The following is a 21,705-nucleotide window of genomic DNA, read 5'->3' on the forward strand; positions in this document are numbered from 1 at the left end:
CCCCTTCTCAATCAGGATTTCAAGAAGCCGTTGGCGGCCAGGAAGCTTTCGGTGATGCCACTGCCTTTGCTCGGCTCGGCGGCCTTGTCGCCCAGCAGCAGACGCTCCAGGTAACGGGCCAGCAGGTCGACCTCAAGGTTCACCCGACGCCCTGCGCGGTAGTCGGCCATGATGGTTTCGGACAGGGTGTGCGGGACGATGGTCAGCTCGAACTCGGCGCCATCGACTTCGTTGACCGTCAGGCTGGTGCCGTCGACGGTGATCGAGCCCTTGTGGGCGATGTACTTGGCCAGCTCCTTGGGTGCGCGCACGCGGAACTGGATGGCGCGGGCGTTATCAGCGCGCGAGACGATCTCGCCGACACCGTCGACGTGGCCGCTGACCAGGTGTCCGCCCAGGCGGGTGGTCGGGGTCAGGGCCTTTTCCAGGTTGACCCGGCTGCCGCTCTTGAGGTCGACCATGGCGGTACGCTTGAGGGTCTCGACGCTGACGTCGGCCCAGAAGCCGTCGCCGGGCAGCTCGACGGCGGTCAGGCACACGCCGTTGACCGCGATGCTGTCGCCAAGCTTGACGTCGGCCAGGTCGAGCTTGCCGGTTTCAACGTAGACGCGCACGTCACCGCCCTTGGGGGTGAGGCTGCGGATGGTGCCGATGGATTCGATGATGCCGGTGAACATGCTGTTCTCCTCAAGTACGGGCTGCGCGAAGCAAGCCAGGCATTATACGCCGGGGGCCGGCAGGGGGATGGCAGTGACTCGCCAGTCATCGCCGACCGCGCGCATGTCGGTGATCTTCAGCCGCGGCGCCTCGCTCATTTTCGACAGCGGCCAGTCCAGCAGCGGACGGGCGTCGGAGCCGAGGAAGGTGCCGGCGACGAACAACTGGTACTCGTCGACCAGGCCCTGGCGGGCGAAGGCGCCGACCAGGCCGGCGCCGGCTTCCAGGAGGATCTCGTTGACGCCGCGCCCGGCCAGCACCCGCAGCAGGGCCGGCAAGTCGACGCGGCCGTCGCTGCCGGGCAGGTCGAGCAGCTCATGACCGGCGGCGGCATAACGAGGGTCCTCGCCGGCGGCGGTCACCACCAGCGCCGGGCCGGCCTGGAAGAACGGCGCGTCCAGTGGCAAGCGCAGGCGCCCGTCGATCAGCACGCGCAGCGGCGGGCGCGACACGGCCAGGGCAGTGAGCGCCTCATCCAGGCCCAGTTCCTCGCCACGCACGGTCATGCGGGCGTTGTCGAACAGCACGCTCTCGGCGCTGGTCAGCACCACGCTGGACCGGGCGCGCAGGCGCTGGACCGCGGCACGGGCGGCGGGGCCGGTGATCCACTGGCTCTCGCCACTGGCCATGGCAGTGCGACCGTCCAGGCTCATGGCCAGCTTGGCGCGCACGAATGGCAGGCCGTGCTCCATACGCTTGAGGAAGCCTGGGTTGAGGGCGCGGGCCTCGGCTTCGAGCACCCCGCTGGCGACCTCGATGCCGGCCTCGCGCAGACGGCGCAGGCCATTGCCGGCCACTTGCGGGTTGGGGTCCTGCATGGCCGCGACCACCCGCGCCACCCCGGCGTTGACCAGGGCTTCGGCGCACGGCGGCGTGCGCCCATGGTGGCTGCAGGGCTCGAGGGTGACGTAGGCACAGGCGCCTCGGGCGCGCTCGCCGGCCTGGCGCAGGGCGTGAACCTCGGCGTGCGGCTCGCCGGCACGCACATGCCAGCCCTCGCCGACCACCTCGCCATCGCGCACGATCACGCAGCCCACGCGGGGGTTGGGGTGGGTGCTGTACAGGCCCTTGCGGGCCAGTTCCACGGCCCGGGCCATGTAGTGGGCGTCGAGAATGGCTTGGCTGGACATGCTTACTCTTTGGCTGGCTCGCGGGCCAGGCGGTCGATTTCTTCGCGGAATTCGTCGAGGTCCTGGAAACGTCGGTAGACCGAGGCGAATCGGATGTAGGCCACTTCGTCGAGCTTGCGCAGCTCGGCCATCACCATCTCACCGACCACCAGCGATTTCACTTCGCGCTCGCCGGTGGCACGCAGGCGGCTCTTGATGTGCGCCAACGCCGCTTCCAGGCGCTCGACGCTGACCGGGCGCTTTTCCAGCGCGCGCTGCATGCCGGCACGCAGCTTGTCTTCATCGAAGGGCTGGCGCGTGCCGTCCTGCTTGATCAGCCGCGGCAGCACCAGCTCGGCGGTTTCGAAGGTGGTGAAACGTTCGCCGCAGGCGACGCACTCGCGACGGCGACGCACCTGTTCGCCCTCGGCGACCAGGCGCGAGTCGATGACCTTGGTGTCGTTGGCGCCGCAAAACGGACAGTGCATGGTGGCAGGCAACAAAAAAAGGGAGGGCCATGGTAGCGCATTGCACTGGCAAGACAAGCCAAAGGGGTTACCATCCATGCAAATCTGCCCGTGAAGGACGACCCCATGTACCCTCGAGCGCTCGTCGTGCTGTGTTGCGCCGCCCTGCTCGCCGCCTGCGGCAGCGACCGCCCCAAGCCGGAGCAAGCCCCGGCGCCGGTGCCGGCCAAGGTGGCGAAGAAGACCGAACCCCTGGGCCCGCTGCCGGCCTACCAGCGCGAGCTGAGCGGTACCCTGATGGAAATCCCGGCAGGTGCCGATGTGGAGCTGGCCCTGCTGGTGATCGACGAGCGTGGCCGCCCGCAGCAACTGCTGGCCAGCAGCACCCTGAGCGGTACCGGCCAGGCCCTGCCCTACCGCCTGCGCTTCAACCCCGAAGCCTTCCCGGCCGGCGCCCGCGTCGAACTGCGCGGCCGCGCCAGCCGCTCCGGGCAACTGATCCTGCACCTGCCTCCGGTACCCATCGCCCAGGCCCAGACCCAGGCCACCGGCCCGCTGCGTTTCGAAAAGGCACCGTAGATGGCCCCGTTGGCCCTGCAGCAGGCCTTGAGCGGCCTGATCGGCGAAGCACGCCTGATCGTCAGTGAACTGCCCGAGTGCGACCTGAAACTCTGGTTGATCGACGACCAGAACATGGACCGCGCATTCAGCAGCGAGGAAACCCGGCGCATCCTCGAAGAGCCACCTTACTGGAGCTTCTGCTGGGCCAGCGGCCTGGCCATGGCGCGCTACCTGGCCGAGCAACCGCACTGGGTGCGTGGCAAGCGCGTGCTGGACTTCGGCGCCGGCTCCGGCATCGCCGGGATCGCCGCCGCCCGGGCCGGCGCGCTGGAGGTGGTGGCCTGCGACCTCGACCCGCTGGCCCTGGACGCCTGCCGCGCCAACGCCGCGCTGAACGGCGTGACGCTGGGCTACAGCAGCGATTTTTTCGCCGAGGCCGACCGCTTCGACCTGATCCTGGTCGCCGATGTGCTCTACGACCGCGCCAACCTGCCGTTGCTGGACGCATTCCTCGGCCGTGGCCGCCAGGCGCTGGTGGCCGACTCGCGGGTGCGCGATTTCAGCCATCCGCTGTACCGTCCGCTCGGCGTGCTGGAGGCGCTGACCCTGCCGGATCTGGCCGAGCCGCACGAATTCCGCCGGGTCAGCCTGTACCACGCCAGCCGCGAGCCCTTATAGTGGGGGCATTCACGGATTTGCGAGAGTTGCGATGAGCCAAGCGCCAGTTAACCAAAGCCTGCCCTATATCTTCGATGCCACCGATGCCAACTTCCAGCAACTGGTCATCGAGAACTCCTTCCACAAGCCGGTACTGGTCGACTTCTGGGCCGAATGGTGCGCGCCGTGCAAGGCGCTGATGCCGCTGCTGGCGAAGATCGCCGAGGGTTACCAGGGCGAGCTGCTGCTGGCCAAGATCAACTGCGACGTCGAGCAGCAGATCGTCGCCCAGTTCGGCATCCGCAGCCTGCCGACCGTGGTGCTGTTCAAGGATGGCCAACCGGTCGACGGCTTTGCCGGCGCGCAGCCCGAGTCGGCGATCCGCGCGATGCTCGAACCTCACGTGCAGATGCCCGCGCCGCCCGCCGCCGCGCCGCTGGAGCAGGCCAAGGCGCTGTTCACCGAGAGTCGTTTCAGCGAGGCCGAGGCCCTGCTGCAAGTGCTGCTGGGTGAAGACAACAGCAATGCCGAGGCGCTGATCCTCTACGCCCGCTGCCTGGCCGAGCGCGGCGAGCTGGGCGAGGCCCAGGTGGTGCTCGACGCGGTCAAGACCGACGAGCACAAGGCCGCACTGGCCGGCGCCAAGGCCCAGCTGACCTTCCTGCGCCAGGCCGCCAGCCTGCCGGAAGCCGCGGAGCTGAAGAGCCGCCTGGCGCAGAATCCGCAGGATGACGAAGCAGCCTACCAGCTGTGCATCCAGCAGTTGGCACGCCAGCAGTACGAGGCCGCGATGGATGGTCTGCTGAAGCTGTTCCAGCGCAACCGCGCCTATGAGAACGGCCTGCCGCAGAAGGCGCTGCTACAGGTATTCGAGCTGCTGGGCAACGAGCATCCGCTGGTCAGTGTGTACCGCCGCAAGCTGTCCTCAGCGTTGTTCTGAGGCTGCTGGGGCTGCTACAGGTATTCGAGCTGCTGGGCAACGAGCATCCGCTGGTCAGTGTGTACCGCCGCAAGCTGTCCTCAGCGTTGTTCTGAGGCTGCTGGGGCTGCTATGCAGCCCCTCATCCCACCCAGCGATACACCGGCGCATCCACGCCACTTTCCACCTTCACCTCACTGCTATGGCGCAAGCGCACCAGCAGCCGCTTGCCTGCCGCCACGCTTCCGGCCAAACCTTCCAGACGCTCCAGCAGCTCCGGACCACCCATCTGCCCCGCCTGACGCAGCACTTCACGCGCCGCCGCCCACTGTCCGTCATCCTGTCGGGGTACGGGGCTGGCGCTGACCGGCGCAGCTTCCACCGGGGCCTGGACATCCATCCTACGCCCCAGCTGCGCCCATTCATGCGGCTCCAGCTCGACAGTCAGGTCCACCGGCCACGCGCCGATCTGTCCACGAATTCTCACGATTATTTCCTTGTTTCCAGGCTCGATTACGCCATGCTCCCACGAACATGAAACCTGTGCCAGGCAGGCTGGCGGCGCAAATGCAAATTGTTATAACATCACAAATTCATCCCAAGCCGCCTGTGGAGCCGTCCATGCGTCGTCTGTTGCTCGCCCTGCCCTTTGCCCTGCTTCCCCTGGCCGTGGCCCATGCCCACGACGACCATGACCATGACCATGATCACGATCACGCCCATGGCACCCTCGGTGCCCATGAGCACGGCGTGGCCAAGCTCAACGCGGTAATCGACGGCAACGTCCTCGAGCTGGCACTGGACAGCCCGGCGATGAACCTGGTCGGCTTCGAACACGCCGCCAGCAGCGACGCCGACAAAGCCAAGGTCGCCGCCGCCCGCCAGCAGCTCGAACAACCCCTGAAGTTGTTCGCCATCGCCCAAGCCGCTGGTTGCAAGGAGGAGGCCCAGGAGCTGGAAAGCCCGCTGTTCGGTAATGCCCCCGAGGCTGGCGGCGACGCGCACCAGCACGCCGACATCAATGCCCGTTACCAGCTGACCTGCGCCACCCCGGGCAAACTCACCCAGATCGACCTCGGCCGCCTGTTCAAAACCTTCCCGCAAACCCAAAAGATCAACGTGCAACTGATCGGCCCGAATGGCCAGAAAGGCGTGGAAGCCACCCCCGCCAAGGCCGTGGTCGAGTTCTGAATGAGCCAGCCGCTGATCGAACTGCATGACCTGGTGTTCGCCTGGCCTGGCCAGGCGCCGCTGCTGGAGATCCCGGCGTTTCGCCTGGAGCCCGGCGAGGCGTTGTTCCTCAAGGGCCCCAGCGGCAGTGGCAAGACCACCCTGCTCGGCCTGCTGGGCGGGGTCAACCGCCCAGGCCAGGGCAGCATACGCCTGCTCGGCCAGGACTTGGCGACCTTGGGCCAGGGCGCGCGCGACCGCTTCCGGGTCGATCACACCGGCTACATCTTCCAGCAGTTCAACCTGTTGCCGTTCCTCTCGGTGCGCGAAAACGTCGAGCTGCCCTGCCGCTTCTCGAAAAGCCGTGCCGTTCGCGCCGCCCAGCGCCACGGCAGCATCGACCAGGCCGCTGCCCAGTTGCTCGCCCACCTGGGCCTGGACGACCCGGCCCTGCTCGCCCGCCGCGCCGACAGCCTGTCGATCGGGCAGCAGCAGCGAGTCGCCGCGGCCAGGGCGCTGATCGGCCAGCCCGAGCTGGTGATCGCCGACGAGCCGACCTCGGCCCTCGACGCCGACACCCGCGAGGCGTTCATCCGCCTGTTGTTCGACGAATGCCGCGACGCCGGCGCCAGCCTGCTGTTCGTCAGTCATGACCAGAGCCTGGCGCCGCTGTTCGACCGCCATCTGTCCCTGGCCGAGCTCAATCGCGCCGCCAAGCCCCGGGAGGCCTGATGTACCTGCTTCGCCTTGCCCTGGCCAGCCTGGCCAACCGCCGTTTCACCGCCCTGCTCACCGCGTTCGCCATCGCCCTGTCGGTGTGCTTGCTGCTGGCCGTCGAGCGGGTACGCACCGAAGCCCGCGCCAGTTTCGCCAGCACCATCAGCGGCACCGACCTGATCGTCGGCGCCCGTTCGGGGTCGGTGAATCTGCTGCTGTACTCGGTGTTCCGCATCGGCAATGCCACCAACAACATCCGCTGGGACAGCTACGAGCATTACGCCAAGGATCCACGGGTGAAGTGGGCGATCCCGATTTCACTGGGCGATTCGCACCGTGGCTACCGGGTGATGGGCACCAGCGCCGACTACTTCAGCCATTACCAGTTCGGGCGCCGCCAGCACCTGGCACTCGACCAGGGCCGGGCGTTCGCCGACGATCCATTCGAAGTGGTGCTGGGTGCCGAAGTCGCCGAGGCGCTGCACTACAAACTGGGTGACAAGCTGGTGCTGGCGCACGGCGTGGCCGCCATCAGCCTGGTCAAGCATGACGACAAGCCATTCACCGTGGTCGGCGTGCTCGAGCGCACCGGCACCCCAGTGGACCGCACCCTGCACATCAGCCTGGCAGGGATGGAAGCGATTCACATCGACTGGCACAACGGCGTCCCGGCCCGTGGCGCCGGACGCATCAGTGCCGAACAGGCTCGCGCCATGGACCTGCAACCCACCGCCATCACCGCCTTCATGCTCGGGCTCAACAGCAAGATCGCCACTTTCAGCCTGCAGCGCGAGATCAACGAGTACCGTGCCGAGCCCCTGCTGGCGATCCTGCCCGGCGTGGCCCTGCAGGAGCTGTGGAGCCTGATGGGCACGGCCGAGCAGGCATTGTTCGTGGTGTCGTTGTTCGTCGTGCTCACCGGCCTGATCGGCATGCTCACCGCGATTCTCACCAGCCTCAACGAACGCCGCCGGGAAATGGCCATCCTGCGCTCGGTGGGGGCCCGTCCCTGGCACATCGCCGGGCTGCTGGTGCTCGAGGCACTGGCCCTGGCATTGTCGGGCATCGCCGCCGGGCTTGGCTTGCTGTATGCCGGCATAGCCCTGGCACAGGGCTATGTGCAGGCCAACTACGGGCTGTACCTGCCATTGGCCTGGCCAAGCGCCCATGAGTGGACGCTGCTGGCTATCATCCTTGGCGCGGCGCTGCTGATGGGCAGCGTGCCGGCCTGGCGTGCCTACCGGCAGTCGCTGGCCGATGGCCTGTCGATTCATCTTTGAGAACCTTCATGAGCGCGACGTCCATGGACAACAGGCAGGCTTCCACTGCTTGGCATTACTTGTTACTGGCAGTGGTGTTGCTGGCATCCACGGTGTGCGCCGCCGAACCTCGTGAGCTGGACTGGCCCGCGTTGATCCCCGAAGGCGCGCCGATCATCCCGCCGCAACTGACGCCACTGCACGACCTGTCGCAGATCAGCGACGCGCTGGCCGCCGAGGCCGCCCCCGCCGCGCGCCAGCAGGCGCCCAACGCGCCGGTGGTAAAGGCGCTGGACGGCCAGCCGGTGAAGATCCCCGGCTACATCGTGCCACTGGAAGTCAGCGACGAAGGCCGCACCACCGAGTTCCTCCTGGTGCCCTACTACGGCGCCTGCATCCACGTGCCACCGCCGCCCTCGAACCAGATCGTGCACATCTTCAGCGAGATGGGCGTGCGCATCGAAGACCTCTATCAACCCTACTGGATCGAAGGCACGATGCAGGTCAAGGCGTCCAGCAGCGAGCTGGCCGATGCGGGCTATCAGATGGAAGCCGAGAAAATCTACGCTTATGAGCTGAAGTGAGAACTGTGCACGCCCGTTTGAAGAGGCTTCGTTGAGCTGGGTCAAACTTTCTGTTTAGTCAGCTTCGTACCATTGGACTACTCGATTACTCACGTCCTCTGGGAGCTTCCATGAACAAGTCCTTGCTCAGTGCCTCGCTCGTCGCGTTGGCGCTCGCAGCCCCTGTTGCCCACGCCCACCAGGCGGGGGATTTCATCCTCCGCGCCGGCGCCATCACCACTGCGCCGAACGAAAGCAGCGGTGACATCAAGCTCGATGGCGCCAAAGTCTCGGGCACCAAGGCGACCCTGGACAGCGACACCCAGCTGGGCCTGGCCTTCGCCTACATGCTTACCGACCACATCGGCCTCGAGCTGCTGGCCGCCACGCCGTTCCAGCACAAAGTCGGCGTCAAGGGCCTCGGCCCAGGCCTGGATGGCAAGCTGGCCGACATCAAGCAGCTGCCACCGACCCTGTCGCTGCAGTACTACCCGATGGAGCCAAGCTCCAAATTCCAGCCCTACGCTGGCGTGGGCATCAACTACACGATGTTCTTCGATGAAGACCTGACCAGCAACCGCAAGGCCCAGGGCTTCAGCAACATGAAGCTGAAGGACTCGGTAGGCATCGCCGGCCAGCTGGGCATGGACTACATGCTCACCGACAACCTGCTGCTCAACGCCGCGGTCTGGTACGTCGACATCGACACCAAGGCCAGCATCGATGGCCCGAGCGCCCTGGGCGTCGGCAAGACCAAGGTCGACGTGGACGTCGATCCATGGGTCTACATGGTCGGCATCGGCTACAAGTTCTGATCCGCAGGCAAGCCCGTTCCTTCTGGAGCGGGCTTGCCCCGCGCCGTCTCGCACCACCACAGATACCCCCAGTAGCCCCAGGCAACCGCGCTTATTCCCGCCCCCAATCCGCACACCGCCACCCAGCCCCACTGCCCATACACCCAGGTCGCCAAGACCGCACCCACCCCGCTGCCCACCGAATAGCAGCACATGTAGGCACCGATCAACCGGCTGGCCATCTCGCCGCGCCCCGCCAGCAACAGGCTCTGGTTGGTCACATGCACGGCCTGCACGGCCAGGTCCAGCATCAGCACCCCGATCACCAGCGCCAGCAATGACTGCTCCAGGTAGGCGCTGGGCAGCCATGACAGCGTCAACAGCCCGAGCGCCCATCCGCTCACCCGCCGGCCCTGCCCCTGATCCGCCAGGCGCCCGGCACGCGACGCCGCCAACGCGCCAGCCACGCCGACCAGACCGAACAACCCGACCTGGGTATGATCGAGCGCCAGCGGCGGGGCGCTCAGGGGCAACACCATCGCGCTCCACAGCACGCTGAACGCCGCGAAGATCAGCACCGCAAACACACCGCGCTGACGTAGCAGACGGTCATGCCGGTACAAGCGCAGCACTGAAACCAGCAGTACCCGATAGCGCTGCCTCGGCCCCTGCGGCCTGACAGCAGGCAAGCGCCAGGCCAGCAACAACGCCATGGCCAACGCCAGCCCCGCCGCCACGACGTATACGCCGTGCCAGCCCAGCAGGTCAGCCAGTGCACCCGAGACCAGGCGCGCTGACAGGATGCCCAGCACCACGCCACTGGTGACAGTCCCCACCGCCTGCCCCTGCTGAGCCGGCGTGGCCAGTGTGGCGGCATGCGCGACCATCACCTGCACCACCACCGCAGCCAGGCCGACCATGGCCATCGCCGCCAGCAACATGGCCCAGTCCACGGCAAACGCCACGGCCAACAACGCGCCGGCCGATGCCAGCAACTGGCCAACGATCAGCCGGCGGCGATCGACCAGGTCGCCCAGCGGCACGATCAGCAACAGACCCAAGGCATAGCCGGCCTGGGTCATGCCCACCACCAGGCCGACGCGCGCAGCGCTTACGCCGAGGCTTGCGGCCATGGCCTCCAGCAGCGGCTGGGCGAGGTACACAGTGGCCACGGCCAAGGCGCAGGCGGCAGCCAGCAACAGCGTCAATCCACGAGTGAGCGATGGCATCAGCGACCCTTTCATTTCTGGTTTCAATTTAAAACCACATGATTGGCTTTTAGCAAATGTAGTTTTATTCTGCAACCAGATCACGTTTAAGGAACGCCTCATGCTCGACGAGAACAACCAGCAATGCCCAGTGGCCCGCGCCCTGGAGGTGCTCGGCGACCGCTGGGCGCTGATGATCCTGCGTGATGCCTTCGATGGCCCGTGCCGTTTCAGCGAATTGCAGAAAAACCTCGGGCTGGCGAAGAACATCCTCGCTTCGCGCCTGAAACTGCTGGTGGAGGCCGGGCTACTGGCACAGCAGCCTGCATCCGATGGCAGTGCCTACAAGGAATATGTGCTGACGGAAAAGGGCCGCTCGGTGTTTCCGATCGTGATCGGCTTGCGCCAATGGGGGGAGCGGTACCTGTTCACGTCAGGAGAGTCACGCTCGCAGTTGGTCGATGATCGCGGCCAGGGGCTGGAGACGTTGCAGGTGCGGGCCCGGGACGGGCGAGTGCTGGGGCCGGAGGATTGCCGGCGACAGCTGATTCGGCATTCGTGACGTCATCGCGGGGCAAGCCCCGCGAGAGGCTCAAGCTTTGCCGAGCAAGCGGGCCAGACCTTCTACAAACGGCGTTGGCTCGGGGAATGCGAAACGTGCCAGCAAACGCGAGTTGTCCGCCCGCGAATGGCGGATGTCCCCCGAGCGTGCCTGGCCGTAGCTGATTGCAGGCAAACCGCCCACCACCTGTTCCAGCGCCTTGAGCAACTGGTTCAGCGAGGTCGCCTGGTTGAGGCCGATGTTCACCGCGCCCTCTTCCACCGCCTGCTGCTCGAGCGCCTGCACCATTACCTGGACCAGGTCACCGACAAACAGGAAGTCGCGGGTCTGCTCGCCATCACCGAACACCGTGATCGGTTTGCCACTGGTGGCGCGCTCGCAGAAGATGCTGATCACCCCGGAATACGGCGAGGAAGGGTCCTGGCGTGGCCCGAAGATGTTGAAGAAGCGGAACACCACCGGCTCCAACCCGTGTTGGCGGCGGTAGAAGTCCAGGTACTGCTCGCTGGCCAGCTTGTCCACTGCGTAGGGGGTCAGCGGCGCCTTGGGCGTATCTTCGGCAATCGACTGGCCTTCGCCGTTGTTGCCGTACACCGCCGCGCTGGAGGCGAACAGCACGCGGCGGATGCCGTTCAGGCGCATCGCCTCGCACACGTTCAGCGTGCCGATGAAGTTGCTCTGGTGAGTCTTCACCGGGTCTTCCACCGAGGCCTGCACCGAGGCCACCGCGGCCAGGTGCACCACCGCCTGGCAGCCACTGGCGGCACGGGCCACCAGCGCGGCATCGGCGACATCGCCCTCGAGCAGTTCCAGGCGCGGGTGGCCAAGCTGCAGGTTGTCGCGCTTGCCGGTCGACAGGTCGTCGAGGATACGCACCGCGTAGCCTTTCTCCAGCAACGCATCGCACAGGTGCGAGCCAATGAAGCCGGCACCGCCGGTGATCAGGATGGGGGCGTCAGCCATGTCGGTAGAATCGGTCCAGTAGGGGCGGCAAGCCGGCGCGCCAGGCGCGTGGCTTGATGCCGAAGGTATGAAGGATCTTCTTGCAGGCCAGTACCGCGTGCTGCGGCTCCTCGCTGGCATCCGGGCGGGCGGCGTGGGCCTGGGCGGTGGGCGCCTGCACGGCCAGCTTGCGCCACTGGGTGGCCTCGGTGAGGATCGCCTGGCCGAGCACCAGCGGCGTGGTCGCTTCGTTGCCGGCGTAGTGGTAGGTGCCCCACAGCGGCGCCTGGCAATCGAGTTGCTTGAGCACCGAGAGGATCACCCGCGCGGCGTCGTCCACCGGTGTCGGGTTGCCGCGGCGGTCATCGGCCAGCAGCAGCTCCTGGGGCTGTTCGGCGCGGGTCAGGAAACGCCCGAGCGCGCCATCGAGGCTTTCATCCAGCAGCCAGCCGAAACGCAGCAGCACATGCTGCGGGCAGGTGGCGCGCACACTCTGCTCGATGCGCCACAGCGCCTGGCCACGCAGGCCGAGCGGCACCGGCTCGTCCTTCTCGCTGTAGGCCGTGGCGCGCGAGCCATCGAACACCCGGTAGCTGGACGGCTGCACGAGGATCATCTCGTGGTGCTGGCACAGTTCGGCGAGCCGCTCCACCGCCCGCTCCTGCTGGGCCAGGCGTTGCTCGCTGACCGACTCGGCCTGGAACCAGTCGAAGTAGTAGGCCAGGTTGATCACGGTGTGCGGGCGCTGCTCGTCGAGCAGCAGGGTCAGGCTGGCCGGATCCCAGCCGTTTTCCGGAGGGCGAGGCGCCAGGAACGCGATGTCTTCCTCGGCCCCGAGACGAATCAGCGCTTGCCCGAGGGCATTGCCACCACCCAACAGCATCAGGCGCATACGCATAGAGTCAACAGGTCCGGTCTGGTCGATGGAGGAAAGGGTTCATTTTGCTGTTTCCGACAGGGGAAGTCCAACCCAGGCAAGGCCTGGCGCGCGCGGCGTGCCGATTGGCGCCGATCGGACGGGTGTTCCGCCTTTGCCGACAGCTACTTATACTGCGCATGGCCTGTTCAAGGAGATCAACATGGATGCCGAGTCGAACACCGCGCTGCGCGCCAGATGGCAATACGACGAACCCGCTCCCGGCCCGGAACGCTTCATCGACGAGGCTTTCGACGGCTATCGGCAACAGGCCCGCCTGCTGCTCCCGGCACATGAGTGCGCCCCCACGGTCTTTGTGGTCGGCGGCGCCCGCTCCGACTTCACCCGCCTGAACCCTTTGCTCTATCGCCTGCAACAGCAGGGGATCGGTTCGCTGACCGGCAACCTCTCCGGCCACAGCCTGGCCAGCGAGCCCGGTGCAAAGGACGCGTCGTTGGCCAGCAACCTGCAGGAAGCCCTGCGCTTCCACCAGCATCTGGATGCGCGCAGCGACACCCTGGTCGGTCACAGCCTGGGCGCCGCCATCGCTCTCAAGCTGGCCGCCCAGCGCCCCAACGTGCGCAAGCTGGTGCTGATCTGCCCGGCGGTCTATCCCGATGCGGCCCATTGCGCGCCCTTCGGGCCGGCCTTCAGCGAAGCGATTCGCAAGCCTTTTGCGTTCCTCGACTGCGACAGCTATGCCTTCCTGCGTCAATTCCAGGGCCGGGTGCTGCTGGTGATCGGCGAATATGACGGGCTCAACTCCAAGGTCCACGGCCAGGGCCCCGGGACCTCGGCCGGGACCCGGCGCTTGGCGGGTGTCGAGCGCTACAGCCCGATCCCCGAGGAAGTCACCCATGCCTTGTTGCGTTCGGTGCCGGCGCCCCATGTGGAATGCCTGATGCTCACCGACTGCGACCACGGCATCGCCGCGCACCTGCGAGACCGGCCACAGGTGGCGGATCAGGTGGCCGATGCGGTGGCGGCGTTCATTCTCGACTAGCTCTGCGGGCGCCCACGAGTCAATGCGCCATCAACGTTGCTTCACTCGATTTCGAACAACCCGTTGCTGATCATCCCCGCACTGAGGCGGTCGCGGATATCGTCATCGATGCGCGGATCGTCCGGGCGGTACAGCTTGATCTGGCGGAAGGCGTTGATGCGGTTGATCTCCTCGCCCAGATATTCCCACACCACGCGGGTGCAGGCCGGGTTGCGCCGGTCACCGCTGGAAACCCCGGTCTTGAGGCCGTTCAGGCGGCTGATACGGCTCTTGAAGCTGGGGATGAGCACGGTCTGGCTCATCTCGTTGAGGGTCAGCGACTCGTAGTCGATCAGGAACATCCGGTCCTGCAGCTGGAACGCCGCACCCAGGTAGCGGCAGCGCACCTCTGCATGCCGGTCGAGGCCGCTGCTGCGCTCCTGGCGTTCCTGGCGCTCGAACAGGAAACTGCCGCGCTCCTCCCACAGGTGCACCAGCGACACCAGGATCGAACCGGGCACCGACATGCAGTTGGAGTATTCGAAGTAGTAGCCGCAATAGCGCGAGAGGTTGCCGGCTTCTTTATGCAGTGGCTTGAACAGCTCGCTGATGGGGTCGTCCTGGGGGCCGACAGGCTGCTGCTGGTTGCGTGCGCCGATCAGGCGGGCGAACTGCTCGGGCGGCAGGCCCAGCTCGTAGTCCTCCACACCGAAGAAGTCGCCGATGCGCTTGAGGTTGTAGGCCGTCGGGCGGCTCTGGCCGCTCAGGTACTTGTTGAACTGCGCCCGGTTGATCGACAGCTGCCGGCAAACCTCGGAGATAGAGCGGTAATGGCTGCAGGCCAATTTGAGGTTGATAGCGAAATGATCGCCCATGATACGCGGGTCCAGGTGATGCGAGTGGCGCCATTCTAGCATCAACTCGCACCAAAATGGAGCAACCCGCGAAATTGTAACCATAGTTGTCATGGCCAACCATGCGCCCCCAATGAATAGCGGTGCGCCTGCCGTCCGCTGGTCTTTCCATGCGAAGAATAAGAATCGAGGTCATTTTCCAATGCTCGAAGCACTCAACGATTTCCTTTCGGGGAAACTCCTCATCGTGCTGATCGTCGGACTCGGCGGTTACTTCACCATCCGCTCGCGGTTCGTCCAGTTCCGCCACTTCGGCCACATGTTCGGCGTCTTCAAGGAATCCCTTCGCGGCCAGGCAGGCCAACTGAGCTCGTTCCAGGCCCTGATGCTGAGCCTCGCCGGCCGCGTCGGCGCCGGTAACATCGCCGGTGTCGGTATCGCCGTGACCCTCGGCGGCCCAGGCGCCGTGTTCTGGATGTGGGTCACCGCACTGGTGGGCATGTCCAGCAGCTTCTTCGAGTGCACCCTGGCCCAGGTATACAAGCGCGCCGACGGCGACGGCCTGTACCGCGGCGGCCCGGCGTACTACATCCAGCACGGCCTGAAGCTGAAAAGCATGGCCATCGTGTTCTCGATCCTGCTGCTGGTCACCTACGGCTTCGCCTTCATCGGCCTGCAGTCGTACACCGTGACCCACTCGCTGCAGAACGCCTTCGCCTTCGATCCCAAGCAGACCGGCATCGTCCTCGCCGTGCTGCTGGCCATCACCTTCATCGGCGGCATCAAGCGCATCGCCGCAGTGTCCGACCTGCTGGTACCGGTCAAGACCCTGGCCTACATCGGCGTGACCCTGTACGTGATCGGCACCCAGATCGAACACGTGCCAGCCATGCTGGAAACCATCTTCAAGAGCGCCTTCGGCCTCGACCCGGCGTTCGGCGGCCTGCTCGGCAGCGCCATCGTCATGGGCGTGAAGCGTGGCGTGTTCGCCAACGAAGCGGGCCTGGGCAGCGCGCCGAACGTGGCCGCCGTGGCCGCCGTGAAGCACCCGGGCGCCCAGGGTGTGGTCCAGGCCTTCAGCGTGTTCCTCGACACCTTCGTGATCTGCACCTGCACCGCGCTGCTGATCCTGCTGTCGGGCTTCTACACCCCGGGCTTCGAAGGTGACGGCATCGTCCTGACCCAGAACTCGCTGGCCGCCGTGGTTGGTGACTGGGGCCGCATCTTCGTCAGCGTCGCGCTGTCGCTGTTTGTCTTCACCTGCATCCTCTACAACTACTACCTGGGCGAGAACAGCCTGCAGTTCCTCAGCCGCAACCGTGCCGTGCTGATGACCTTCCGTGGCCTGGTGCTGGCGCTGGTGGTGTGGGGTTCGACCCAGGACCTGTCGACCGTGTTCGCCTTCGCCGACATCACCATGACCTGCCTGGCCTTCGTCAACCTGATCGCCCTGGCCATGCTGTTCAAGGTCGGCCTGCGCGTGATGCGCGACTACGACGCACAACGCAAGGCGGGCATCAAGCAGCCGGTGTTCGACTCCAGCAAGTTCGCCGACCTGGATCTGGACCGCGCCGCCTGGCCGGCCAACCCGCAGGCTGAAACAGCCGCTGACAAAGCCGCCGCCCCGGCGCCAGCGCAGCACTGATACCCTGCCCTGCCACAACCGCCCCGCCCGGGGCGGTTGTCTCTTTCCTTCGCTACATCGCTACGGAATACTTCCATGCGTGCAGTCAAGAATCTGCTTGTCCTCTACACCGGCGGCACCATCGGCATGCTGCAGACCGCCGAAGGCCTCGCGCCGGCCGGTGGCTTCGAAGCGCGCATGCGCGAACACTTTGCCGCCTGCGGCGATGCGCCCAAGGTGCAATGGGCGCTGCGTGAACTCAATCCGCTGATCGACAGCGCCAACATGCAACAGGCCAACTGGCTGGCGATGCGCGATGCCATCGTCGAGGCGGTCGAACGCGACGGGCATGACGGCGTGCTGGTGCTGCACGGCACCGACACCCTGGCCTATAGCGCTGCTGCCCTGTCGTTCCTGCTGCTGGGCCTGCCGGTGCCGGTGCTGCTTACCGGCTCGATGCTGCCGGCCGGCGCGCCGGACAGCGATGCCTGGGCCAACCTGGTCGGCGCGCTCAATCTGTTCGAGAACGGCCTGGAAGATGGCGTGCAGCTGTATTTCCATGGCCAGTTGCTGCACGGCTGCCGCGCCTCGAAACTGCGCAGCGAGGCGTTCGACGCCTTCACCGTGCTGCCGCGCCATCGTGATGGCGAGCGTGCCCCGGAACTGCCGACCCGCCTGGACTACCGCCAGCCACGCCAGCCGGTCAAGCTGGCGGTCATGCCGGTGTTCCCGGGCCTTGCGGCCGAACACCTGCGCGGCCTGTTCGACAGCGGCATCCAGGGCCTGGTGCTGGAGTGCTATGGCAGCGGCACCGGCCCTTCGGATGACCAGGCGCTGCTCGACGCACTGCATGACGCCCGCCAGGGCGGCGTGATGATCGTTGCCATCAGCCAGTGCCCGGAAGGCTCGGTGGTGTTCGACACCTACGCCGCCGGCAGCCGCCTGCGCGACACCGGGCTGGTCAGTGGCGGCGGCATGACCCGCGAGGCGGCGCTGGGCAAGCTGTTCGCGTTGCTGGGCTCGGGGCTGGATGTACAGGCGGCGGAGCACTGGTTCGCGCTGGACCTGTGCGGCGAGCGCGCCTGACTCGCAGATCTTCCGTTCGCCATCGCGGGGCAAGCCCGCTCCCACAAATCCGTGGGAGCGGGCTTGCCCCGCGATCGTTTCAGCATCTGGAAAAGTGGCGGAAGGCAGCGGGAGTCGAACCTGCCCGGGAACGGCTGCCGTCCCCAACCGGGTTTGAAGCCCGGCCGCGCCACCGGGCGCGATTGCCTTCCTTGAAATCAGGGCCCGTGTTGCGGCTGGGCCAGGGCGCTGTCGGCACGAACCTGCCGCAGGTCACCGACCCGTCGGGTCAAGCCAATGCGATCGAAGTACTCGAGGATCTGCACACTGCGCTTGCGACCGATGGCCAAACCATCGCGAAACGCCGCGACCTGCACTATCGGCGATGTCGCGGCCTGGCGCAACAGCAGCTCTGCCATGCGCCTCAGAGTCGCTTCCGGGTAGAACAGGTCACGCACCACCTGATGCACAACGCCCAATCGGGCCAGCTTGCGCAACAACAGCCGGACATCAGCCTCTTCGCAGCCCTCCTCGCCGGCCAGGGTCCTTACCCAGGGCGGGTCGAACTCACCTGCCAACAGGCGCGGCAACAGACGCTCCCACAACGCGCTGTCCGCGGCGCTCAACTGGACCCGGTGGTCCGGCAGGTGCAGCCATGGGCCACTGCTGCTGATCGCACCTGCGCCCAGCAACTCATCCAGCAAGCTGACAAACGCGGGACGCTCCAATGGCAAGGCGCTAAAGCGGCGCAAGCGGTCCCGGTCCGGGCCAAGCTGATCGGGTTCCTGCTCATGGAACTGCGCCAGACGCTCCAGCACCTGTCGCTTGAGTGCCTGCCACTGTAAGCGATCGAACAACAGCTGACCTTGACGGGTGGCAACCACCAGCACCGAGTCCGGCAACTGCCAGCTCTCGCGCAGGCGGTTGAACTGGCGCTCCAGACGCCGGGGCTCGAGACCGCCGGGGGCCGCCTCGAGCAGGGCCGACAGCGCTTGCTCGAGATTGTCGGCTTCGCGCAGCACCTGCAACTGACGCAAGCGCGCCTCGCTGCGCCGTTGCCGGCTCGGGGCGAACGGGTCGAGCACACGCCCACCACCCAGCGTGCGCTGGGCGCGTTGGTCCCGCAGTACCAGGCGATCCCCGTGCACCGCCTGCAGCGGGGCATTGAGCAGCAACTGGGCGAACATGCGCTGGCCGGCGGCGAGCCGTTCACCCTCGAGCAAGGCAACCCGGGCGATGACATCCTGGGTGCCCAAGTGTACGTGCACCGCGCTGAAATGCTCGAAGGCGCGGGTTTCGCCCGGCAGCAGGGTGAAGTCGATATCGACCCGCACGCTGGGCGCGTGCAGCCACTCCGGCACAAGCCAGTCGCCACGATGCACCTGCTCGGCCGAAAGCTTTTCCGCGCTGATGTTCAAGGCCACCCGCTGCCCGGCTGCGGCGACCAGGGCCGCCTGGTTCTGGGCATGCAGGCCACGCACCCGCACCGCTTTGCCGACCTTGCCGAGCAGCAAGGTGTCGCCGACGCTGACCTGCCCGGCCAGCGCCGTGCCGGTGACCACGACTCCCGCTCCGGAAACCGCGAAAGCTCGGTCTACCGCCAGACGCAAACCGCCACGCACGCTGCGCTGGCGAACATGCGCTTCAGCCGCCATCAAAGCCTCGCGCAGGGCGTCGATCCCCTCGCCGGACAGGCTCGAAACCGCAAACTGCCTAGCCCCGGCGAAGGGGCCTGGCGCGAGCAGTTCGGTGACCTGGGCCCGGACTTCGCTCAACCGCGACGGCTCGACACGGTCGCACTTGCTGATCACCACCAACGCCTGGGGAATGCCCAGCAACTCGATGATCGAGAGGTGCTCACGGGTCTGCGGCATCACCCCATCGTCAGCAGCCACCACCAGCAGTACCAGGTCGATGCCATGGGCACCGGCCAGCATGTTGTGGATAAACCGCTCGTGGCCCGGCACATCGATGAAACCGGTCAGCGGCGCTCCTTCCGTCAGCGCCGCGTAGCGATAACCGAGGTCGATGGTCATGCCCCGGTCGCGCTCCTCCCGGCGGGTGTCGCCGGCCTGGCCGGTCAGGGCCTGGAGCAGCGCGGTCTTACCATGGTCGATGTGGCCGGCAGTCCCGACGATCACTGCACCGGCCCCAGTTGCAACGCCGGCAGTTGCGCCAGCCACTGGGCCTCGTCGTCCAGCTGGCGCAGATCGAGCCACAGGGCATCGTCGTCGATACGCCCGAGCACCGGCACCGGCAGGTCGCGCAACGCGCGCTCCAGCACATGCAAGCTACGCCCGCGCAGTTTCTTCGACACCTGCGGGCGCAGGCACAGCGCCGCGCTGGGCAGCCGCGCCACCGGCTGGCTGCCGCTGCCGATCATGCCCAGGGCCGGCTCGACGCTCACCACCCATTGCGCGCCGAGACGAGCAGCCAACTCAGGCGCCAGACGCTCGGCCTGGGCGGCGATCTCGGCTTGCGCGCGGGTCAGCAGGCGCAGGCTGGGCAGGCGTTCGGCCAGGCGATCGGGGTTGCGATAAAGCTGCAGCACCGCCTCCAGCGCGGCAAGGGTGATCTTGTCGACCCGCAGGGCACGCTTGAGCGGGTTCTTCTTGATCTTCGCGATCAGTTCCTTGCGCCCGACGATGATCCCCGCCTGCGGGCCGCCCAGCAGCTTGTCGCCGCTGAAGGTGACGATGTCGGCGCCGTCGGCCAGCGCCTGGCGCACCGTCGGCTCGGCCGGCAGGCCCCAGCGGGTCAGGTCGAGCAGGCTGCCGCTGCCCAGGTCTTCGAGCAGCGGCAACTGGTGGTCGTGGGCGATGCGCGCCAGCTCGGCGGTGGGTACCTGGGTGGTGAAGCCCTGGATGCTGTAGTTGCTGCAATGCACGCGCATCAGCAGGCCGGTACGCGGGTTGATCGCGCCTTCGTAGTCGCGGGCGTGGGTGCGGTTGGTGGTGCCGATCTCGTGCAGCTTGACCCCGGCGCGGGCCATGATGTCGGGGATGCGGAACGCACCGCCGATCTCGATCAGCTCGCCGCGGGAGATGATGCCCTCCTTGCGTGCGCCCAGGCTGTTGAGCGCCAGCAGCACGGCGGCTGCATTGTTGTTGACCACGGTTACGGCTTCGGCGCCGGTCAGCTCGCGGATCAGGCCTTCGATCAGGTCGTCGCGGTCACCCCGCTTGCCGGTGGCCAGGTCGAACTCCAGGTTCAGCGGATAGCGGGCAGCGACCTGCATCGCCTGCACCGCCTCCTCCGGCAGCAAGGCGCGGCCGAGGTTGGTGTGCAGCACCGTGCCGGTGAGGTTGAAGACCCGGCGCACCTGGCTGCGTTGCTGGATGGCCAGGCGCTCGCCCGTGCGCCCGAGCAGGACGTCGGCGCTCAGTTCCACGGTACCAAGCTGACCTAGACGGGCCGGTTCGCGCAGGTCGTCGAGCAGCTGGCGCAGGGTGGCCAGGGTGGCGTCGCGGCCATGACGGTCGAGCAGCGGCTGGCAGGCCGGGTGGCGCAGCAGGGTGTCGATGGAGGGCAAGCGTGGGGTGTCGCTGGCGGGGCTTGGAGACATGCGGTACTACCTGTGACTGATCCGTTGTCTGTTACGGCCCACTCGCGGGGCAAGCCCGCTCCCACGCAATGTGTGCCATGCGTGGGAGCGGGCTTGCCCCGCGAGTGGGCTCAACTCGATTGCAGTGTAGACCTCAACCTGGCGCCAGCAGCAGGTTCGGCGCCAGCCGATGGAAGCCCTCCTCGTCCAGCCGCATGTCCAGCGCCAGGCTTGCCAGGTCATCGGCCAACGGCTCGGCCGCCGCGTCGTTCTCCAGGTAGCTCTGCTTCAGGTAGCCCTGGCACCCCGGACAGCACTCGGCGCGCAGCGGCGCCTTGCCCGGCGCATGGCGGTCATCCTCGAGGCTGCTGTAGCGCAGGTCCTTGCTCGACTCGCAGTACACGCACTTGACCCGCACCACATGCCATTCGCAGGCACACAGCGAACAGGCCAGGTAGCGCAGGCCGTTGTGCTTGCCACGATTGCGCACCACACCGGCCATGGCCGGCGAGCCGCAGGCCGGGCACTGGGCCAGGCTGCCAGCGGGCTTGAGCTCAGGCTCCGGCAGCGCCAGCAACCAGCTCGACCAGGCGGCCTGCAACGCCGCGCCCAGGAAGGGCACCAAGGCCGCCGGTACGGCGTCGTACTGGCCACCGAGCAGCGCGACGGCCCAGCCCTTGCGCTGCTCGTCACCGCTCTCGCGCAGGCTGCCCAGCGCCGCTGCCAGCGGCCCTTCGGGCGCCGGCTCGAAGCGATCGAGCAGCGCTTGCAGCCACACCAGCCACTGCCCTTCGCGCACCAGGCCGTCCGCTGCCAGAGGTGGCAGGCCATGACTTATGCACAGGCGCTGACGCTCCGCGGCCACCGGCAAGCCACCGGGCGGGTTATCCACAAGCTGCTGCTGGATCCGGCACAGCCGCGCGACCAGATGCAGATACTCGCCAAGGGCATTGCCCTCGGCCAGGTGCTCCAGGCGCGCGGCCCGCACTGCGAACAGGTTGGCGGGCGGCAGATGCAGGAACGGCGGCATTACCGCCGACGCTTCGATCTGTCCAGGTTCGAGAATCGTGCTCAA

At 66.8% G+C, this 21,705-nt stretch carries 24 protein-coding genes and 1 tRNA gene; 13 read left to right on the plus strand and 12 right to left on the minus strand.

Annotated elements, in window-relative coordinates; all coding sequences use genetic code 11:
* Positions 1 to 11: 11 nt before the first annotated feature.
* Genes AAHK21_RS11015 through nrdR form a run of 3 tightly spaced genes read right to left on the minus strand, consistent with a single transcriptional unit; the run spans position 12 to position 2,314 of the window.
* On the minus strand, positions 12 to 677 hold the full coding sequence (locus AAHK21_RS11015) for a riboflavin synthase (RefSeq protein WP_023632720.1): 666 nt from the start codon (positions 675 to 677) through the stop codon (positions 12 to 14).
* A 42-nt stretch (positions 678 to 719) separates the two neighbouring features.
* The gene (gene ribD / locus AAHK21_RS11020; RefSeq protein WP_367857261.1) at positions 720 to 1,847 is read right to left on the minus strand and encodes a bifunctional diaminohydroxyphosphoribosylaminopyrimidine deaminase/5-amino-6-(5-phosphoribosylamino)uracil reductase RibD; all 1,128 of its coding nucleotides are present in this window, start codon (positions 1,845 to 1,847) and stop codon (positions 720 to 722) included.
* A 2-nt stretch (positions 1,848 to 1,849) separates the two neighbouring features.
* Positions 1,850 to 2,314, minus strand: a complete 465-nt coding sequence (gene nrdR, locus AAHK21_RS11025) for a transcriptional regulator NrdR (RefSeq protein ID WP_009685710.1) — start codon at positions 2,312 to 2,314, stop codon at positions 1,850 to 1,852.
* Positions 2,315 to 2,419: 105 nt separating this feature from the next.
* Here nrdR and AAHK21_RS11030 point away from each other — a divergent pair, with 105 nt between their 5' ends.
* From AAHK21_RS11030 to AAHK21_RS11045, 4 genes are read left to right on the plus strand one after another with little or no spacing between them, the layout of a single operon-like run.
* Entirely contained in the window at positions 2,420 to 2,872 is a 453-nt protein-coding gene (locus tag AAHK21_RS11030; protein WP_038707256.1) for a YbaY family lipoprotein, read from the plus strand.
* A complete protein-coding gene (locus AAHK21_RS11035) occupies positions 2,873 to 3,532 on the plus strand; it encodes a methyltransferase (RefSeq protein WP_046857321.1) in 660 nt (219 codons plus the stop codon). It begins immediately after the preceding gene.
* A gap of 31 nt (positions 3,533 to 3,563) precedes the next feature.
* Entirely contained in the window at positions 3,564 to 4,451 is an 888-nt protein-coding gene (gene trxA / locus AAHK21_RS11040) for a thioredoxin (protein WP_367857262.1), read from the plus strand.
* Between the two features lie 11 nt (positions 4,452 to 4,462).
* A complete protein-coding gene (locus AAHK21_RS11045; protein ID WP_367858980.1) occupies positions 4,463 to 4,546 on the plus strand; it encodes a tetratricopeptide repeat protein in 84 nt (27 codons plus the stop codon).
* 26 nt (positions 4,547 to 4,572) lie between these two features.
* On the opposite strand, the gene AAHK21_RS11050 is transcribed toward AAHK21_RS11045, so the two are convergent.
* Positions 4,573 to 4,917, minus strand: coding sequence for a hypothetical protein (locus tag AAHK21_RS11050; protein ID WP_263159433.1), 345 nt, complete (start codon positions 4,915 to 4,917; stop codon positions 4,573 to 4,575).
* Between the two features lie 134 nt (positions 4,918 to 5,051).
* On the opposite strand from AAHK21_RS11050, the gene AAHK21_RS11055 reads away from it, so the two are divergent.
* From AAHK21_RS11055 to AAHK21_RS11075, 5 genes are all read left to right on the plus strand, one after another.
* A complete protein-coding gene (locus AAHK21_RS11055) occupies positions 5,052 to 5,621 on the plus strand; it encodes a DUF2796 domain-containing protein (protein WP_367857263.1) in 570 nt (189 codons plus the stop codon).
* Complete coding sequence (locus tag AAHK21_RS11060; RefSeq protein ID WP_110605257.1) at positions 5,622 to 6,332, plus strand: ABC transporter ATP-binding protein; 711 nt, start codon at positions 5,622 to 5,624, stop codon at positions 6,330 to 6,332.
* Positions 6,332 to 7,597 (plus strand): ABC transporter permease, encoded by a 1,266-nt coding sequence (locus tag AAHK21_RS11065; protein WP_367857264.1) that lies wholly within the window; start codon positions 6,332 to 6,334, stop codon positions 7,595 to 7,597. The genes AAHK21_RS11060 and AAHK21_RS11065 overlap by 1 nt, the downstream gene beginning before the upstream one ends.
* A gap of 23 nt (positions 7,598 to 7,620) precedes the next feature.
* Complete coding sequence (locus AAHK21_RS11070; protein ID WP_156177772.1) at positions 7,621 to 8,160, plus strand: DUF3299 domain-containing protein; 540 nt, start codon at positions 7,621 to 7,623, stop codon at positions 8,158 to 8,160.
* A gap of 110 nt (positions 8,161 to 8,270) precedes the next feature.
* Positions 8,271 to 8,954 (plus strand): OmpW family protein, encoded by a 684-nt coding sequence (locus AAHK21_RS11075; RefSeq protein WP_367857265.1) that lies wholly within the window; start codon positions 8,271 to 8,273, stop codon positions 8,952 to 8,954.
* Here AAHK21_RS11075 and AAHK21_RS11080 read toward each other — a convergent pair.
* The gene (locus AAHK21_RS11080; protein ID WP_367858981.1) at positions 8,942 to 10,165 is read right to left on the minus strand and encodes an MFS transporter; all 1,224 of its coding nucleotides are present in this window, start codon (positions 10,163 to 10,165) and stop codon (positions 8,942 to 8,944) included. The two genes, AAHK21_RS11075 and AAHK21_RS11080, sit on opposite strands and share 13 nt — an antisense overlap.
* Before the next feature lie 97 nt (positions 10,166 to 10,262).
* On the opposite strand from AAHK21_RS11080, the gene AAHK21_RS11085 reads away from it, so the two are divergent.
* Complete coding sequence (locus tag AAHK21_RS11085; RefSeq protein ID WP_367857266.1) at positions 10,263 to 10,703, plus strand: winged helix-turn-helix transcriptional regulator; 441 nt, start codon at positions 10,263 to 10,265, stop codon at positions 10,701 to 10,703.
* 30 nt (positions 10,704 to 10,733) lie between these two features.
* Here the strand turns inward: AAHK21_RS11085 and AAHK21_RS11090 are convergent, their stop codons facing one another.
* On the minus strand, positions 10,734 to 11,666 hold the full coding sequence (locus AAHK21_RS11090) for an NAD-dependent epimerase/dehydratase family protein (protein ID WP_139668147.1): 933 nt from the start codon (positions 11,664 to 11,666) through the stop codon (positions 10,734 to 10,736).
* Complete coding sequence (locus AAHK21_RS11095) at positions 11,659 to 12,543, minus strand: sugar nucleotide-binding protein (protein WP_038707252.1); 885 nt, start codon at positions 12,541 to 12,543, stop codon at positions 11,659 to 11,661. The genes AAHK21_RS11090 and AAHK21_RS11095 overlap by 8 nt, the downstream gene beginning before the upstream one ends.
* Before the next feature lie 181 nt (positions 12,544 to 12,724).
* Between AAHK21_RS11095 and AAHK21_RS11100 the strand changes: the two genes are divergently transcribed.
* A complete protein-coding gene (locus AAHK21_RS11100; protein ID WP_367857267.1) occupies positions 12,725 to 13,564 on the plus strand; it encodes an alpha/beta hydrolase in 840 nt (279 codons plus the stop codon).
* A gap of 41 nt (positions 13,565 to 13,605) precedes the next feature.
* Here AAHK21_RS11100 and AAHK21_RS11105 read toward each other — a convergent pair whose 3' ends face one another.
* Positions 13,606 to 14,418: a helix-turn-helix transcriptional regulator gene (locus tag AAHK21_RS11105; RefSeq protein ID WP_023632678.1), complete on the minus strand. Its 813-nt coding sequence runs from the start codon at positions 14,416 to 14,418 to the stop codon at positions 13,606 to 13,608.
* A gap of 181 nt (positions 14,419 to 14,599) precedes the next feature.
* Here AAHK21_RS11105 and AAHK21_RS11110 point away from each other — a divergent pair, with 181 nt between their 5' ends.
* Positions 14,600 to 16,042, plus strand: a complete 1,443-nt coding sequence (locus tag AAHK21_RS11110; protein WP_023632679.1) for a sodium:alanine symporter family protein — start codon at positions 14,600 to 14,602, stop codon at positions 16,040 to 16,042.
* Positions 16,043 to 16,117: 75 nt separating this feature from the next.
* Positions 16,118 to 17,107, plus strand: a complete 990-nt coding sequence (locus AAHK21_RS11115; protein WP_367857268.1) for an asparaginase — start codon at positions 16,118 to 16,120, stop codon at positions 17,105 to 17,107.
* Positions 17,108 to 17,202: 95 nt separating this feature from the next.
* On the opposite strand, the gene AAHK21_RS11120 is transcribed toward AAHK21_RS11115, so the two are convergent.
* From AAHK21_RS11120 to fdhE, 4 genes are all read right to left on the minus strand, one after another.
* Positions 17,203 to 17,298, minus strand: a tRNA-Sec gene (locus AAHK21_RS11120).
* Positions 17,299 to 17,304: 6 nt separating this feature from the next.
* The gene (selB, locus tag AAHK21_RS11125; protein ID WP_367858982.1) at positions 17,305 to 19,227 is read right to left on the minus strand and encodes a selenocysteine-specific translation elongation factor; all 1,923 of its coding nucleotides are present in this window, start codon (positions 19,225 to 19,227) and stop codon (positions 17,305 to 17,307) included.
* Entirely contained in the window at positions 19,224 to 20,651 is a 1,428-nt protein-coding gene (selA, locus tag AAHK21_RS11130; protein WP_367857269.1) for an L-seryl-tRNA(Sec) selenium transferase, read from the minus strand. Before selA ends, selB begins: the two co-directional genes overlap by 4 nt.
* Positions 20,652 to 20,784: 133 nt before the next feature.
* The gene (gene fdhE / locus AAHK21_RS11135; protein ID WP_367857270.1) at positions 20,785 to 21,705 is read right to left on the minus strand and encodes a formate dehydrogenase accessory protein FdhE; all 921 of its coding nucleotides are present in this window, start codon (positions 21,703 to 21,705) and stop codon (positions 20,785 to 20,787) included.

Source organism: Pseudomonas sp. TE50-2, from assembly GCF_040813665.1.
Classification (GTDB): domain Bacteria; phylum Pseudomonadota; class Gammaproteobacteria; order Pseudomonadales; family Pseudomonadaceae; genus Aquipseudomonas; species Aquipseudomonas soli.